We start from the raw sequence: 15,494 nt of genomic DNA on the forward strand, positions 1-15,494 counted from the left end.
CCCGCTCGGCGACGACGCCGAACCGAACTGACAGGATGGGGACGTGCAGTTCCTCGTGGTCGGTCAGTGGCAGGGTTCGGCGTCGTCCCGCGCGATGCGACTCGCCGACGGCGCGAGCGCGATCGCCGCGGACCTCCCACGGTCGGCCACCACGACCGTTCCGGTCCCGGCGGGCGCCGGCGACCGGCTCGAGACGGCCGTCGCCCGCTACACCGCGGTCCGCTCCGTCGCCGAGGCGGTGAGCGAAGAGGTCCGGGTGGCCACCGAGCCGGTCCTCACGATCGGTGGGGACGGCGCCGTGGTGCTCGGCGCGACCGCCGTGTGCACGCCGACCACCGCCCTGGTCCGCCTGTCCGGGTCGAGCGGGTTCCGGCCCCTGAACCGCGCGCAGCCCGTCGCCGCCGAGACCGCCGCGGTCCGCCTGCTGGTCGACCGCCCCGACGACCTGTTCCCGGAGGCGGTGACGTTCGCCGCGCCGATGGTCGTCATCGCGGGCACCCGCGGCCTCGACGACGTCGAACGTGCGGCGCTCGCCCGTGCCGACGTGCGCGCCCTCGACGCGGACGACACCGACACGGCCTCCCTCCGCGCGGCTGTCGCGGCCACCGGGGCCGACAGCGTCTTCGTGCACGTCGACCTCGACGTCCTCGACCCGTCCGAGGTGGACGGCCTGCTCGAACCCGTGCCGTTCGGTCTGGGCGGGGGGACGCTCGTCGACCTCATCGCCGCCGCGACGGACGGCCCACGCCTCGTGGGCGCCGCGCTGACCGGCTTCGCGCCGGTGGATCCCGACCGGGCCGTCGACGACCTCGGTGTGATCCTCCGGGTCGTCGGGGCGTTGTCCGCCGCCGCACGCATCTCCTGACCCGTCCGCACCAGCCGGGAGCCCGCCCGGAGCGGAGCGCCCCGTCTCGCGTACGCTCAGCGGCATGACGGACTACGACCTCATCGTGATCGGCGCCGGCGCGGTCGGCGAGAACGTGGCGGACTACGCCCACAAGCGTGGCCTGTCCACCGCCATCGTCGAAGCGGAACTCGTCGGGGGTGAGTGCTCGTACTGGGCCTGCATGCCGTCCAAGGCACTCCTCCGCAGCGGGCACGCGGTCCGCGCCGCCCAGCGGCTCGGCGGCGCGGCGGAGGCCGTCACCGGGACGGTCGACCCCGCGGCCACGTTCGCGCGCCGCAACGGGTTCACGAGCAACTGGCAGGACGACAGCCAGGTGTCGTGGCTCGACTCGGCCGACATCGCCCTCATCCGCGGCCACGCCCGCATCACCGGACCGCGCACCATCGAGGTCGACGGCGTCGAGCACCGGGCGCGTGCCGCCGTCGCCGTCGCCACGGGCTCCCTCCCGCAGCTCCCCGACATCCCGGGGCTCGCCGACGCGGCGCCGTGGGGCACCCGCGAGGCCACGAGCGCCCAGTCAGCGCCGGACAGCTTGCTCGTCATCGGCGGCGGGGTCGCCGGCTGCGAGCTCGCCACCGCGTACGCGTCGTTCGGCACCACCGTGACCCTCGTGGCCCGCGGCGGCCTCCTCGGTGCGATGGAGCCCTTCGCGGGCGAGATGGTCACCGACGCACTCCGCGAGCTCGGAGTCGACGTCCGCATCGGCGCGACGCCCGTCCGGGTGGATCGCGACGAGCACGGGCTCGTCACCGCCACGTTCGAGGACGGCTCGACGCTCGTCACGAGCGAGGTCCTCGTGGCGACCGGACGGACCGCGCACACCGCGGAGCTCGGCCTCGATACGGTGGGCCTGACCCCCGGCGCGTGGCTCGACGTCGACGACACGATGCTCGTGCACGGGACCGACTGGCTGTACGGCGTCGGTGACGTCAACCACCGCGCGCTCCTCACGCACCAGGGCAAGTACCAGGCCCGGGCCGCGGGCGAGGCGATCGCCGCCCGGTTCCAGGGGACGCCCCTCCAGACCGCTCCGTGGGGCGCGCACGTCGCGACCGCCGACCACGCCGCGGTCCCCCAGGTCACGTTCACCGACCCGGAGGTCGCGAGCGTCGGACTGACCGAGGCGGCCGCCCGGCAGCAGGGCCTGAACGTCCGCGCGGTCGAGTACGACCTCGGTGCCGTCGCCGGCTCGGCGCTGCAGGCGGACGGCTACACCGGACGGGCGAAGGCCGTCGTCGACGAGGACCGCCATGTGCTCGTCGGCGTCACGTTCGTGGGGCAGGACGTCGCCGAGATGCTGCAGGCCGCGACGGTCGCCGTGGTCGGGGAGGTCCCGATCGACCGGCTCTGGCACGCGGTCCCGGCGTACCCGACGATGAGCGAGATCTGGCTCCGACTGCTCGAGACCCTCGGCCGACCGTAGTCGGAACGGAGACGACGCCATGCGGACCGACCACCCCCGTACCATCGCCCTCACCGGCGCCAGCTCCGGCATCGGTGCCGCCGCGGCGCGCGCCCTCGTCGCCGACGGCCATCGCGTCGTCGTCATCGGGCGCGACCCGGATCGCACGGCCCGGATCGCGGACGAACTCGGGATGCCGCGGTTCGTCGCGGACCTCGACCGCCTGGAGGCCGTGCACGGCCTCGCGGCGGACCTGCGGCGGGAGGTCCCGGACCTCGACACCCTCGTCAACAACGCCGGTGGCCTCGTGTCCCACCGCTCGCGGACCGTCGACGGGTTCGAGACGACGCTGCAGCGCAACGTGATCGCGCCGTTCGTGCTCGCGAACGCACTCGCGGACGTGCTCACCGCGGCACAGGACGGTCGGATGGTGGTCACCGCGAGCCTCGCGCACCGCTTCGGGCACGTGGTGCTCGACGACCTCGACGGCGCGCGGCGACCCTGGTTCGGCGGCTGGCGCGCGTACGGCACCGCCAAGCTCGCAGCCGTCCTCCTGACCCGGCAGTGGACCCAGCGCACCGGCGTCCCGGCGTACTCGTACCACCCGGGGCTCGTCGCGACGGGCTTCGGGGCCGACTCCCCTTCGATGCGGCTCATGTCGTTCGCGACGGGTGGGAACTACGGTCTCTCGCCGGAGGCGGGTGCGGTCGGACTCGTCCGGCTCGCCGGCGACGACGTGGTCGAGGAGCGGCCCGGCACGTACCTCGACGGGCTCAACGCCGGGACGCTGTCCCGCGAGGCCCGGGACGACCGCGTGGGTGCCGCGCTCTGGGAGCGACTCGCGGCCGTGGTACCCGGCTGGAACTGAGGCGGGTCAGTCCGCCTCGCGGACCGTCGCCGACTCGGCGTCCCCACGGACGGTCGACGCGGCGCGCCCGCCGGTGCCGTCAGCGCCCCGTGCGGCCGAGCGCGCGGCCGCGGCGGCGCCCGCGCGCGGGACGACGAGCGGCGTGCCGGTCTCCGGGTCCGGGACGACGACGCACGGCAGACCGAAGACCCGTTCGACGAGGTCGGCCGTGAGCACCCCGGCGGGCGGCCCCTGCGCGACGATCCGCCCGCGGTCCATGGCCACGAGGTGCGTCGCGTACCGGGCGGCCTGGTTGAGGTCGTGCAGCACGGCGACGACGGTGCGCCCCGCCGCGTGCAGCGAGGCCGCGAGCTCGAGGACGTCGTACTGGTGTGCGATGTCGAGGAACGTCGTCGGTTCGTCGAGGAGCACGACGTCGGTCTGCTGGGCGAGGACCATCGCGATCCACACCCGCTGGCGCTGGCCGCCCGAGAGCTCGTCCACGCTCCGGTCGGCGAGCGCCGCGGTGCTCGTCTGCTCGAGCGCCGCGTCCACCGCCGCGCGGTCGTCCGCGGACATCGGGTGCCAGAGGTCCTGGTGCGGGTAACGACCGCGGGAGACGAGGTCGCGCACCGTGATGCCGGCCGGCGCGACGGGGGTCTGCGGGAGCATCGCCACGCGTCGGGCGACGGCCTTCGACCGGTACGAGCGGATCGGCCGGCCGTCGAGGGACACCGTGCCCGCGGTCGGCGTGAGCGTGCGCGCGAGCGCCTTGAGCAGCGTCGACTTGCCGCAGGCGTTCGGCCCGACGATGACGGTGAGCTCCCGGTCCGGGACGTCGATGTCGAGCGACTCGACGACGACGCGGTCGTCGTACGCGAGGGTGAGCCCCCGCGCCGCGAGCACCGGGCTCGGTGTGCCGGTCGTGGTCCCGCTCAGCACTCGGCGCGCCCGCGGCGCCAGTACCCCATGAAGGCCACGGAGCGCCGGTCCATGCCGGCACCACGGACGAGGTGGCGGCGGATCTCCTTGACACATCCGGCCTCGCCCGCGATCCACGCGTAGACGCTGTCGTCGGCACGGTCGTCGTCCGGGACCTCCCAGAGGATCCCGTTGTCGACGTCGACGTCCGCCAGGACCGGTGCCGCGGCCGCGGCAGCCCGGGAGGCCCGGTGTGCGAGCGCCCACGACCGCACCTGCTCCGTCATGTGGAGGCCGTGGTCCGCGCCGTTCCGCGGGAGCCAGGTGACCTCGACCCCGCGCGGTGCGGCCACCGGGAGCCGGTCGGCCTCGGTCGGGACCTCGATGAAGACGTGCCCGACGGTCCCTGCGTCGAGGGCTTCGAGGATCGCGCAGATGGCCGGGGCGGCGGTCTCGTCGCCCGCGATCATGACGCGCTGCGCGCTCCCGGGTGCGAACTCGGCGGCGCCCCGTCCGGAGTCGGCCTCGGCGCGGGTCCCCCGCGCGACGACCGGTCCGACGACGCGGAGCTCGTCACCGACCGTGGCGCCACCGACCCAGCGCGACGCCGGTCCGATGTCGCCGTGGTCGACGAAGTCGATGTCGAGCTCGCGCACGGCCGGCCGGAACGACCGGACCGTGTAGGTGCGGATCGGGTTGCGGCGCTCGTCGGGCAGCGCACGCCAGGCGGTGAACCAGTCCCCGGCGTCGTCGCCCGGGACGCTCTCGTAGCCACGGTGCGGCAGCGGCAGCGGCAGGACGACCTTGATGCGCTGGTCGAGACCGACGGCGGCGAAGTCGGCGAGTTCGTCACCCGTCAGCGTCACGCGGACGAAGTGCGGCGTGAGGGGCGTGATGCGCAGGACGCGCACCGCGAAGGTCCTGTACCGGGTCGACACCATCCGAGTATGGCATGCCTTACCTAAATCACCGCAGCCGGTCCAGCAGGTGATCGGCGGACTGCCAGGATGTCGGGGTGACCGAGCCCGACCCCGACGAGTTCAGCGACCTTCCCGCACTCGCGGCGCACCTCGGCGTGACGGAGCCGCTCCGGGCCTCCCGGCTGACCGCGACCGTCGGCGACGGTGCCACGGTGAGCGCCGTCCGCTGGCGCGCCACCGCCGCGGCGACCCGGGATGCCCACGACGTCCGCGTCGTGTTCCTGCACGGCGTCGGACTCGAGGCGCACACGTTCGACGCGACCGCGCTGCTGCTCGGCGTACCGGCACTCGCGGTCGACCTGCCCGGACACGGCCGGTCCTCGTGGCGGGCGGACGCCGTCTACTCGGCGGACACCGTCGCGCCGGCCGTCGTCGACGCGCTCGACGCGCTCGGCACGCCCCCCGTGGTGCTCGTCGGCCACTCGCTCGGTGCGATCGTCGCCGCCCGCGTCGCCGCGATCGCGCCGGGCCGCGTGACCGGTCTCGTGTTGCTCGACATGTCACCGGACTTCACCCAGCGCGCCGTGGACCGCATCGTCCGCGCCCTCGAGGAGGAACCCGACTTCGCCGACCTCGACGAGGTGGTCGTGCGGGCCCTGGCACTCCGGCTCGGCGACGACCCCGTCGCGCTCGCCCGGGAGGCCCGCCACGCCACCCGGCGCGCCCCCGACGGCCGGTGGGTGCGGCGGCACCACTTCCCGCACCTCGAACCGGGGGCGGCGCACATCGGTCGGTTCGCCGACGCGTGGGACGACCTCGAGTCCCTCCCAGTACCCGTCCTGCTCGTGCGCGGGGACCGCGGCTACGTGTCCCAGGCCCTCGCCCGTCGGTTCGCGGAGCGGTTGCCGTCGGCCCGGATCGTCACGGTCCCCGCGCGACACACGGTGCAGACCCAGGCGCCGCGGGAACTCGCGGACGTGCTCCGGCGTTGGGAGCCATCGAACCCCCGGTGACCGCCTGCCGGTACGCTCGTCCGAGCGCACCGCGGCGACCGCCGCCGTCCGCACGGAAGGAACCCCCACGACATGCGTCCGCTCCGCAGCTCCGGGCCGCGCCGCTCCGGCCTCATCGCCGCCGCACTCGCCGTCACCGCGGCACTCGCCCTGACCGGCTGCTCCGGCGCGTCGGACGACACCTCGGGCGGCCGGGACGCCACCGTCCGGGTGGGCCTGGTGCTCGAGCCCACGAGCCTCGACATCCGGAAGCAGTCGGGCGCCGCGCTCGACCAGGTGCTCATCGACAACGTGTACCAGGGCCTCGTCGGACGCACGCAGGACGGGGGCATCCGGAACGTGCTCGCGTCGAAGCGGTCGGTGTCGGCGGACGGTCGCACGTACACGTTCACGCTGCGCGACGGCATCCGGTTCCAGGACGGCACCCCACTCACCGCATCGGACGTCGCGTGGTCGCTCGACGACTTCCGCGCGAGCTCGACCTACGTCGACGCGGGTGACCTCGCGTCGGTCTCGGACGTCACGGCACCGGACGACCACACCGTGGTGGTGCGGCTCGCCCGTCCCGACTCGAACCTGCTGTTCGCGCTGACCGGTCGCGCGGGCGTCGTCCTCGAGCGTGGCGCCCACAACGACCGCTCGGACAGCGCGATCGGCACGGGGCCGTTCCGGGTCAGCAGCTGGAAGCAGGGTGACTCGCTGACGTTCACCCGCTGGAAGGGCTACTGGGGCGCGAAGGCGAAGGTGGCCAAGGTCGTCTTCCGCTACATCACCGAGGCGTCGACCGCCGTCAACGCCATGGCGAACGGCGACCTCGACGTGGAGACCGCGGTGGACGGCACCCTGAAGGGCCAGCTCCAGGGCGCCTCGGGCATCACGCTGCACACCGGCGAGACGACCGACAAGTACACCCTCGCCTTCAACGACCGCGAGGCGCCGTTCACGGACGTGCGGGTCCGGCGGGCCATCCGCGAGGCCATCGACCCGAAGGCGCTCATCAAGGCCATCGGCGGCACGGGCGTCGAACAGGGCGGACCGATCCCGGCGCTCGACCCGGGGTACCAGGACCTGACGGACATCGACGCGTACGACCCCGCCGACGCGCGGAAGCTCCTGCAGCAGGCGGGGAAGCACGACCTCGACCTCACGCTCACGTACGCGAACATCTACCCGTCGACGATCGGCGACGTCCTCACCTCGCAGCTCGCGAAGGTCGGGATCACCCTGCACGTCAAGCGCGTCGACTTCACCACCTGGCTCGACCAGGTGTTCGGGAAGCACGACTTCCAGCTGAGCATGGTCGACCACACCGAGTCGCGCGACTTCGGCAACTGGGCGAACCCGGACTACTACTTCGGGTACGACAACCCACAGGTGCAGCAGCTCTACGCCGACTCCCTCGCCACCACGGACACGAGCGAACGGGACGCCGACCTGCGGAAGGCCGCCCGCATCGTCAGCGAGGACGCCGCGGGCGAGTGGCTCTACACCGCGACGACGATCACCGCCATCCGCCAGGGCGTGACCGGCTTCCCCACGAACTCGACGAGCACGCGACTGGACCTGTCGAAGCTCGCCGTCACGGGGTGACGCCGCTCGTAGGCTTGACCCCGTGACCCGATTCCTCGTCGGGCGGCTGCTCCTGCTCGCCGTCGGCCTCCTCGTCGCGAGCGTCATCGTCTTCGCCGCGCTGCGGGTCCTGCCCGGCGACGTCGCACAGGTCGTCGCCGGGACGCAGGCGTCGGCCGCGCAGGTGTCCGCCGTCCGTCGGCAACTCGGGCTCGACCGTCCGCTCGTCGTGCAGTACCTCAGCTGGATCGGTGGGGTCCTGCACGGCGACCTCGGCCGTTCCCTCGTCACGGGTGGCGCGGTGGCACCGCAGATCGCGCAGAAGCTCGCCGTCACCCTGCCGCTCGCGGGCCTGTCCCTGCTCTTCGCCCTCGTGCTCGGGGTGCCGCTCGGCGTGGTCGCCGCGGTCCTCCGACGTCGACCCGCCGGCGTGGTCATCTCGATCGTGGCGCAGGCCGTCGCCGCGATCCCGGTCGTCTGGGCCGCCATGCTCCTGGTCGCCGTGTTCGCGGTGCGGCTCCGGCTCCTGCCGACCCAGGGGTTCCCGCTCGACGGCTGGCACGAACCGGGGCGCGCGTTCGCCGCCCTCGTCCTGCCGGCGCTGACGATCGGCGCGGTCGAGGGTGCGGTCGTCCTCCGGTTCACGCGCTCCGCGACGCTCGGCGTCCTCGGGGCCGACCATCTGCGCACCGCGGCGGCGGTCGGGCTCACCCGACGGGCAGCGCTCCTGCGACATGGGCTGCCGTCGGTCGCGCTCACCGTGCTCGCGGTCCTCGGCGTGCAGATCGCGGGGCTGCTCGTCGGCGCTGTCCTCGTGGAACAGGTGTTCGCGCTGCCGGGCGTCGGACGCATGCTCGTCACGGACGTCGGCCGCCGGGACCTGACGAAGGTGCAGTCCGAGCTCCTCGTGCTCACCGGCCTCGTGCTCGTCGTGGGCTTCGCGGTCGACGTGGCGCACCGCCTCCTCGACCCCCGTCTCCGGGAGGCAGCGTGACCGCCCGGGCCGCGGGACGGGGCGAGCGCGGCTTCCTCCGACGGCTCGTCACCCGGCCGTCCGGCGCGGTGGCGGTCGTCGTGCTCGGGCTCCTCGTGGTGGCCGCGGTCGTCGCGTCGTTCTGGACGCCGTACGACCCGTTCGACACCGACCCGTTCCACCAGTGGCGAGCGCCGAGCGCCGCCCACTGGTTCGGCACCGACGCCGTCGGCCGCGACATCGCGAGCTACGTGCTCGCGGGCGCGCGGACGACGGTCCTGGTCGCCGTGGGGTCCGGCGTCATCGCCTCGGTGGTCGGGATGCTGCTGACCGCCGTCGGGTCGTTGACGAGCCGGTGGGTCCGCGAGGGCATGGCCGTGCTCCTCGACGTGCTCGTCGCGTTCCCGACGCTCCTCACGGCGATGCTCCTGACGGCCGTGTTCGGCGGCTCGCTCGGCGTCGTCGTCGTGTCGGTCGGCCTGAGCTTCGGCGTGACGATCGCCCGGGTCGCCCGCGGCGAGATCCGCCGCATCGCACGGAGCGACTACGTGACCGCGGCACGCGCCGCCGGCGTCGGACCGGTCGGCGTGCTCCTCCGCCACCTCGTGCCGAACGCGGCACCGCTGTTCACCGTGCAGCTGTCGCTCGCCATGGCGACGGCCGTGCTCGCCGAGGCCGGGTTGTCGTACCTCGGGTACGGCGCGTCGTCGTCCACCGCCTCGTGGGGCAGTCTCCTCGCCGACCTGCAGACCTACATCGGCGTGCACCCGTGGAGCGCGGCCTGGCCGGGGGCGGCGATCGCCCTCGTCGTCGTCGCGCTGTCCCTGCTCGGCGATGCCGTGCGCGACGCGTCGGACCCGCGGCTGACCGGACGACGGCGCGACCTCGATGCCGACACCGGCGCGACCGCCGGTTCGGCCGACGCCCGGGAGGCCCGTCCTGCGCCCGCAGTGATGCCCGCCACCGCCGCCGACGCCACGGTCGAGGTCCACGGAGGGACCGCATGACCGCCGTCGACCGCGCCGAGCACGCCGGCGGTCCCGGTCGTGGCGCGACGACGGACCTCACCGTGCGCGGCCTCACCGTGCGGATCGGCGGGCGGAGCGTGCTCGACGACGTCTCGTTCGCCGTCCCCGCCGGGGCCCGTGTCGGTGTGATCGGCGCGTCGGGGTCGGGCAAGTCGATGACCGCGTTGGCGGTGATGGGCCTGACGCCCCCGGATGCCGCCGTCTCGGGCAGCGTGCGCCTCGGCCCCGACGAGCTCGTCGGTCTGTCGGACCGCGAGCACGCGCGCTTCCGCGGTCGTCGGATCGGCATGGTGTTCCAGGAGCCCGGGACGGCACTCGATCCGATCCGGCGGGTCGGGTCGCAGATCGCGGAGCCGCTGCGGCTGCACCGCGGACTCGACCGCCGCGCCGCCGCCCAGGCCGCCGTGGACCTGGCGGTCGCGGTCGACCTGCCCGACCCGGAGCGCCTGCTGCGGCAGTACCCGCACCAGCTGTCCGGCGGCCAACGGCAGCGCGTGTGCATCGCCATGGCCCTCGCGGGCGAGCCGGCCTTCCTCCTCGCGGACGAACCGACGACGGCGCTCGACGTGACGACGCAGGCCCGGGTCCTCGAGCTGTTCGCCCGCACCGCCGACGAGCGGGGCACCGGTCTGGTGTTCGTCACGCACGACCTCGCCGTCCTCGCGCGCATCGCCGACACCGCGGTCGTGCTCGACGCCGGACGAGTGGTCGAGTCGGGTCCGGTGACGGGCCTCCTGGCCGCGCCGCGGCACCCCGCGACCGCCGCGCTCGTCGCTGCCGCCGCCGCTAGGAGGACCCCGTGAGCGAGGACACCACGAGCGGCGGGAGGGGGGTCGGGACCGCCGCGGCGGGGCACACCCAGCACGAGGACTCGCCCGCGCTCGAGGCGCGCGGACTGTCACGGACCTACCGGCTCCCGCGTCGCGGCCCGTTCGAGCCCGGCGCCACGCGGACCGCCGTCGACGCCGTCGACCTCACCGTCCCCGCGGGTGCGCGCCTCGGCGTCCTCGGCGCGTCGGGCTCGGGCAAGTCGACGCTCGTCCGCCTCCTCACCGCGCTCGAGGCCCCGACGTCCGGGAGCGTCAGCGCCTGGGGTCGCCCCGTGTCGGCAGCCGCCTCCGCGCGCACGACGCGCTGGTTCCGGCGCCGCACGGGCATCGTGTTCCAGGACCCGTACGCGTCGCTCGACCCGCGCATGCGCATCGGTCGGACCGTCGGTGAGCCGTTGCGCGCCCTCCGCGTGCCGGGCGACCACGCGACGCTCGTCGCCGAGGCCCTGCACCGGGTCGACCTGCCGGACGACGCCGCCGACCGGTTCCCCCACGAGTTCTCCGGCGGTCAACGCCAGCGCATCGCGATCGCCCGCGCGGTGGTGCACCGGCCCGCGCTGCTCGTCGGCGACGAACCGATGAGCGCGCTCGACGTCGTCGTTCGTGCCCGGGTGATCGACCTGCTCGACCGCCTGACCGAGGACCTCGGGATGACGCTCGTGCTCGTGTCGCACGACGTCGGCGTCGTGCAGCGGCTGTGCGACCGGGTCGCGGTGATGGACGCCGGGCGGATCGTCGAGCAGGGCCCGGCGACCCTGCTCGACGACCCGCGGCACGACGTCACGCGGGCACTCGTCGCGGCCGCGCCGACGCTCCCGCCGGTCTGAGGTCCGGCCCGACCGCCGCGCCGGACGGGAGGCCGTCGCCCTGCACCTCGGACGGCGTCCGGCCCACCGACCTCACCACTGCGGCGGGTGCCGCCGCTGCCATCGCACCCGACGCTCGAGCTGGGCGCCGAGGGCGAGGACCGTGCGCTCCCCACCGGGGCGGCCGATGAGCTGCACGCCCATGGGGAGGCCGGCGTCCGTGGTCGACACCGGCAGCGTGATCGCCGGCAGCCCGGCGACGTTGCACATCGAGGTCCACGGCGAGTACCGGCACTGGTCCGCGAAGTTCTCCTCGGGGTCGTCCGAGTACCAGCCGAGCGGTCGCGGCGGGAGCGCGAGCGTCGGGGTGAGCACGGCGTCGTACGACGCGAACGCCTGCACCAGGGCGACCGAGAACGCATCGAGTCCGGCCATGGCCTCGAGCACCGCCACGCCCGAGAGCTCCCGTCCGCGTTCGACGAGCCACGCGGTGAGCGGTTCCAGGCGTGACGGGTCGAGACCGGGCACGTCCGGGATGCGTGCCGCGGAGGCCTGCCAGGCGACACGGAACCACCGGGCGTACTCCACCCGCGGCATCGCGACGTCCTCGACGCCGTGCCCGAGCGCGTCGAGGAGCACCAGGGTGTCCGCGACCGCCGCGGCGGCCTCGCGACTCGTCCGCACGTCGACGGCGTCGTCCCACGGTGACCCCTGCAGGAGCCCGACCGTGAATCGGCCCTCGCCGCGGGTCGCCGCGGCCGTGAACGGACCCTCGCCCTCGTCCGGCGTGCGGAGCGCGAACGGCTCCGGGACCGCGCGACCGGTCGGCGCCACGAGGGCGTCGAGCAGCATCCCGGCGTCCGCGACCGACCGCGTGATCGGCCCGGCCACCACGAGTCCGCCGAGTCCGGCGCGCCCGGGCATCGCCGGCACCCGCCCGCGGGACGGCTTGAGCCCGACGAGGCCCGTCGCGGCGGCCGGGATCCGCACCGACCCGCCGCCGTCGGACCCGACCGCGGCGGGCAGCAACCCGGCCGCGACCGCCACCGCCGCACCACCGCTCGACCCACCCGGGCTCACCGCTGTGTCCCACGGGTTCCGCGTCGCACCGGTCGCGAGCGACTCGGTCGTCGACGACAAGCCGAACTCCGGGGTCGCGGTGCGGCCGAGGGACACCGTCCCGGCGTCGTCGAGCGCCCGCACGAGCGGGCTGTCCGCGGCCGCCGGCGTCGCGGCGACCGCTCGGGAGCCCGCCCGCGTCACGAATCCGGTTCGGTCCACGAGGTCCTTGTCACCGCTCGGGAGGCCCCACAGCGGCCTGGACGTCGGCACCCGTTCGGCGAGGTGGGCAGCACGATCACGGGCGGCGTCGGCGGTCACCGCGGTGAACGCCCCGAGTCCCGGGTCGATGCGCTCGATCCGGCCGAGGTAGTGCTCCGCGACCTCGAGCGGGGAGGCCTCGCCCCGACGGATCCAGTCCCACAGGTCCTGCGCGCTGAGGTGGTGGAGTTCGAACACGGCTCCCGAGCCTAGCCAGCGGCGCCGGCGGCGGCGCGGAGGCGGAGGCTCCCGGCGGTGCGGACGATCATGCGAGCGTGCGTCGGCCCCGGCCGCCCCGCAACCGGAGCTGCATGGTGACCGTGCCGAGCCACCGTTCGTACTTGTAGCCGACGCGCGCCATCCGTCCGGTCTCGGTGAAGCCGAGCGACGCGTGCAGCCGGATCGACGCCTCGGCGGCCCGGTCGGCGATCACCGCGACGACCTCGCGCACCCCGGCGACCGCACTCTCCTCGAGCAGCGCGGTCAGCAGGGCACGTCCGAGCCCCTTGCCACCCGACGCCGGGCGGAGGTAGATCGAGTCCTCCACCACGCGGTTCGAGCGGTCCCGGGGGTTCCACGGCGTCACGAGCGCGTACCCGAGGATCTGCCCCGAGGGGTTCTCGGCCACGAGGAACGGCAACCCGCGGCGGCGCACGTCGTCGTAGCGCTGCTTCCAGGCCGCGAACGAGAACGCCGACGCGTCGAACGTGACCGACGAGTTCCGGACGTAGTGGCCGTGGATGTCACGGACGTCGGGCAGGTCGCTCGGCTCGGCCGCCCGGATCACGTAGGTGAACGCCGGTTCGGGTGTGGTCGCGGGCCGGAGGTGCCGGGGCAACCGCCGACGCGGCTGGTATTCCTCTTCGAGCACCGCACCCGTCCCTCCCGGCCGCGGTGGCCGCGACGCCCGCCAGCCTACGGACCGGCGAGGCGGGGCGTCCGGCGCTCACACCGTGTCGGGGAGGGTCCAGTCCATCGGCCCCGCGCCCTGTGCCTCGAGCAGCGCGTTCACGCGCGAGAACGGGCGCGAGCCGAAGAAGCCGCGTGCGGCCGACAGCGGACTCGGGTGGGCCGACGCCACCACCGGTGTGTCCCCGAGGAACGGTCGCACCGCCGCCGCCTGCGCACCCCACAGCACCGCGACCAGGGGCGCCTCGCGGGCGGCGAGCGCCCGCACGGCCTGCTCGGTCACGCGCTCCCAGCCCCGCCCGCGGTGCGACGCCGGCGCACCGACCCCGACCGTGAGCACGCGGTTGAGGAGCAGGACGCCGCGCGACGACCAGGCTCGGAGGTCGCCGTGCACCGGCGGCTCGACGCCGAGGTCGTCCCGGAGCTCCCGGTACACGTTCGCGAGGCTCCGCGGGACCGGCCGGACGTGCGGGTCGACGGCGAACGACAGACCGATGGGGTGCCCCGGCGTCGGGTACGGGTCCTGACCGAGCACGAGCACGCGGACGTCGTCGAACGGGTCGGCGAAGGCCCGCAGGACGGACGGGCCCGCCGGCAGGTACGGACGTCCGGCGCGGACCTCCTCCCGGAGCCACGCCCCGATCGCGTGGACGTCGTCCTCCACGGGTGCGAGCGCCCGCGCCCAGCCGGGGTCGACGAGCTCGGCGAGGGGGTGCACCGCGACGCCGTCGGTCATGCGCCGATCGTCGCCACCGAGACGAACTGGTCGCCATCGCCGTCCTCCGATGCGATGACCCGCCAGACGCTGCCCGAGCCACGGACCTCGAGCGCGCCCTCGCCGACGATGAGGACGGTGTCCTCGTCGATGGCGACACCACCCGCCACGACGCCGGCCTCGGCGGCGGCGACGAGCCGCGAGAGCGTGCCTGCCTGCGCCGCGTGGACGTCGATCGCGAGGTCGACGAGGCCGAGGCCCTCCTGCAGCGTGACCTCGTCGAGGCCCTCGCCGGTCCACTCCGGCGAGACGTCCACCCCGCCGATGCGGAACCCGCCGACGAGCGCTCGGTCCGCCGCGATCATCGCGCCCGCCGAGTACCCGAGGTACGGCAGCGAGTCGGCCACGAGCAACCGGATCTGGTCGACGAGCGGCACCGTCGCCGTCACGTAGTCCGGCGTGCGACCACCTGCGATCACGAGGCCGTCGACGTCGTTGAGCACGCGGGTGTCGAACGTGGCGCCGGCAGCGACGACGTCGGGGAGGAGGTCGCCACCGCCCGCCTCGCCCAGCAGCGCGACCAGGGTGTCGGCCGCGTCGGGTGCGCCGACCGCGAGGACGGCGACCCGCGGCGCGGACCGGCCGACGATCGTGCCGCGCTGTGTCGCCTCGGCGAGGAACCGTCCGTACACGTCGGAGGCCTGGGTGGCGTCGGTGCCGCCACCGACCAGGTGGACGCTCACGATTCGGCCGTCACGGGTGCGAGGGCGCTCCACGGGAACGTGATCCACCCGGAGACGCGCCGCCACACGTGGTCGGGCTCGAGGACGGTTCCGGGCTTGGAGTAGAGGCAGGCGCTCCGGACGTCCGCCCCCGCCTGCCGGACGATGTCGACGACGAGCGCGAGGGTGCGGCCGCTGTCCGACACGTCGTCGACGACGAGCACGCGCTTGCCGGCCAGGCTCGGCGCGTCGAGTGCCGGGGGCAGGACGATCGGCGCGGCGAGCCGTTGCTCGACGTCGGTGTAGAACTCGACGTTGATCGACCCGCACATCTTCGTGCCGAGGGCGTAGGCGACGGCACCGCCGATGAGGAGTCCGCCGCGGGCGACCGCGACGACGACGTCCGGCACGAACCCCGCGTCGAGGACGTCCTTGGCGAGGTGCCGCGCGGCGTCCCCGAACTCGAGCCACCCGAGCACCTCGGCGTGGGACGGGGGTGCGTCGGCACCCGCGGACGTGACGGTGGCGGGCGCCGGATCGGCGGGCGCTGCCGCGGGGACGGCGTCGGCGGGGCAGGTCATCCCGCCACGCTATCGCCCTCACGGTCCGCGG

Annotated in this window: 16 protein-coding genes; 9 read left to right on the forward strand and 7 right to left on the reverse strand. The window is 74.7% G+C overall.

Features of this window, described 5'->3' with window-relative positions; all coding sequences use genetic code 11:
* The first annotated feature begins 43 nt into the window (after positions 1-43).
* From DEI81_RS04055 to DEI81_RS04065, 3 genes are all read left to right on the forward strand, one after another.
* A complete protein-coding gene (locus tag DEI81_RS04055; protein WP_111009214.1) occupies positions 44-865 on the forward strand; it encodes an arginase family protein in 822 nt (273 codons plus the stop codon).
* 64 nt (positions 866-929) lie between these two features.
* A complete protein-coding gene (locus tag DEI81_RS04060) occupies positions 930-2,330 on the forward strand; it encodes an NAD(P)/FAD-dependent oxidoreductase (protein WP_111009215.1) in 1,401 nt (466 codons plus the stop codon).
* 19 nt (positions 2,331-2,349) lie between these two features.
* Complete coding sequence (locus DEI81_RS04065) at positions 2,350-3,177, forward strand: SDR family NAD(P)-dependent oxidoreductase (protein ID WP_111009216.1); 828 nt, start codon at positions 2,350-2,352, stop codon at positions 3,175-3,177.
* Positions 3,178-3,183: 6 nt separating this feature from the next.
* Here the strand turns inward: DEI81_RS04065 and DEI81_RS04070 are convergent, their stop codons facing one another.
* Together DEI81_RS04070 and DEI81_RS04075 are read right to left on the reverse strand one after the other, a co-directional pair.
* The gene (locus DEI81_RS04070) at positions 3,184-4,095 is read right to left on the reverse strand and encodes an ABC transporter ATP-binding protein (protein ID WP_375334758.1); all 912 of its coding nucleotides are present in this window, start codon (positions 4,093-4,095) and stop codon (positions 3,184-3,186) included.
* On the reverse strand, positions 4,092-5,015 hold the full coding sequence (locus DEI81_RS04075; protein ID WP_258368482.1) for a siderophore-interacting protein: 924 nt from the start codon (positions 5,013-5,015) through the stop codon (positions 4,092-4,094). Before DEI81_RS04075 ends, DEI81_RS04070 begins: the two co-directional genes overlap by 4 nt.
* A gap of 77 nt (positions 5,016-5,092) precedes the next feature.
* On the opposite strand from DEI81_RS04075, the gene DEI81_RS04080 reads away from it, so the two are divergent.
* The 6 genes from DEI81_RS04080 to DEI81_RS04105 all read left to right on the forward strand — a co-directional run bounded on the left by DEI81_RS04080 (position 5,093) and on the right by DEI81_RS04105 (position 11,237).
* A complete protein-coding gene (locus tag DEI81_RS04080; protein WP_111009219.1) occupies positions 5,093-6,010 on the forward strand; it encodes an alpha/beta fold hydrolase in 918 nt (305 codons plus the stop codon).
* Between the two features lie 72 nt (positions 6,011-6,082).
* Positions 6,083-7,600 carry an ABC transporter substrate-binding protein gene (locus DEI81_RS04085; RefSeq protein ID WP_111009220.1) on the forward strand — a complete coding sequence of 506 codons (1,518 nt, stop codon included), beginning with the start codon at positions 6,083-6,085 and terminating at the stop codon, positions 7,598-7,600.
* Positions 7,601-7,622: 22 nt separating this feature from the next.
* Entirely contained in the window at positions 7,623-8,573 is a 951-nt protein-coding gene (locus DEI81_RS04090) for an ABC transporter permease (RefSeq protein WP_111009221.1), read from the forward strand.
* Positions 8,570-9,559: an ABC transporter permease gene (locus DEI81_RS04095; protein ID WP_111009222.1), complete on the forward strand. Its 990-nt coding sequence runs from the start codon at positions 8,570-8,572 to the stop codon at positions 9,557-9,559. The genes DEI81_RS04090 and DEI81_RS04095 overlap by 4 nt, the downstream gene beginning before the upstream one ends.
* Entirely contained in the window at positions 9,556-10,383 is an 828-nt protein-coding gene (locus tag DEI81_RS04100) for an ABC transporter ATP-binding protein (protein ID WP_111009223.1), read from the forward strand. The genes DEI81_RS04095 and DEI81_RS04100 overlap by 4 nt, the downstream gene beginning before the upstream one ends.
* Positions 10,384-10,475: 92 nt before the next feature.
* Positions 10,476-11,237 carry an ABC transporter ATP-binding protein gene (locus DEI81_RS04105; RefSeq protein ID WP_111009368.1) on the forward strand — a complete coding sequence of 254 codons (762 nt, stop codon included), beginning with the start codon at positions 10,476-10,478 and terminating at the stop codon, positions 11,235-11,237.
* Between the two features lie 72 nt (positions 11,238-11,309).
* On the opposite strand, the gene DEI81_RS04110 is transcribed toward DEI81_RS04105, so the two are convergent.
* From DEI81_RS04110 to DEI81_RS04130, 5 genes are all read right to left on the reverse strand, one after another.
* Positions 11,310-12,734, reverse strand: coding sequence for an amidase (locus DEI81_RS04110; protein ID WP_111009224.1), 1,425 nt, complete (start codon positions 12,732-12,734; stop codon positions 11,310-11,312).
* Positions 12,735-12,801: 67 nt separating this feature from the next.
* Positions 12,802-13,407 (reverse strand): GNAT family N-acetyltransferase, encoded by a 606-nt coding sequence (locus tag DEI81_RS04115; RefSeq protein ID WP_111009225.1) that lies wholly within the window; start codon positions 13,405-13,407, stop codon positions 12,802-12,804.
* Between the two features lie 75 nt (positions 13,408-13,482).
* A complete protein-coding gene (locus DEI81_RS04120) occupies positions 13,483-14,181 on the reverse strand; it encodes a uracil-DNA glycosylase (protein WP_111009226.1) in 699 nt (232 codons plus the stop codon).
* Positions 14,178-14,903, reverse strand: coding sequence for a Type 1 glutamine amidotransferase-like domain-containing protein (locus DEI81_RS04125; protein WP_111009227.1), 726 nt, complete (start codon positions 14,901-14,903; stop codon positions 14,178-14,180). The genes DEI81_RS04120 and DEI81_RS04125 overlap by 4 nt, the downstream gene beginning before the upstream one ends.
* Positions 14,900-15,463, reverse strand: a complete 564-nt coding sequence (locus tag DEI81_RS04130; protein ID WP_111009228.1) for a phosphoribosyltransferase — start codon at positions 15,461-15,463, stop codon at positions 14,900-14,902. Before DEI81_RS04130 ends, DEI81_RS04125 begins: the two co-directional genes overlap by 4 nt.
* Positions 15,464-15,494 lie beyond the last annotated feature (31 nt).

This window comes from Curtobacterium sp. MCBD17_013 (assembly GCF_003234565.1).
In the GTDB taxonomy this organism is placed as follows: domain Bacteria; phylum Actinomycetota; class Actinomycetes; order Actinomycetales; family Microbacteriaceae; genus Curtobacterium.

Excerpts from the sequence above, each read along its gene's own strand:
- DEI81_RS04060 (WP_111009215.1), top strand. The coding sequence starts at position 930 with ATGACGGACTACGACCTCATCGTGATCGGCGCCGGCGCGGTCGGCGAG.
- DEI81_RS04065 (WP_111009216.1), top strand. The coding sequence starts at position 2,350 with ATGCGGACCGACCACCCCCGTACCATCGCCCTCACCGGCGCCAGCTCC.
- DEI81_RS04085 (WP_111009220.1), top strand. The coding sequence starts at position 6,083 with ATGCGTCCGCTCCGCAGCTCCGGGCCGCGCCGCTCCGGCCTCATCGCC.
- DEI81_RS04100 (WP_111009223.1), top strand. The coding sequence starts at position 9,556 with ATGACCGCCGTCGACCGCGCCGAGCACGCCGGCGGTCCCGGTCGTGGC.
- DEI81_RS04120 (WP_111009226.1), bottom strand. The coding sequence starts at position 14,181 with ATGACCGACGGCGTCGCGGTGCACCCCCTCGCCGAGCTCGTCGACCCC.
- DEI81_RS04130 (WP_111009228.1), bottom strand. The coding sequence starts at position 15,463 with ATGACCTGCCCCGCCGACGCCGTCCCCGCGGCAGCGCCCGCCGATCCG.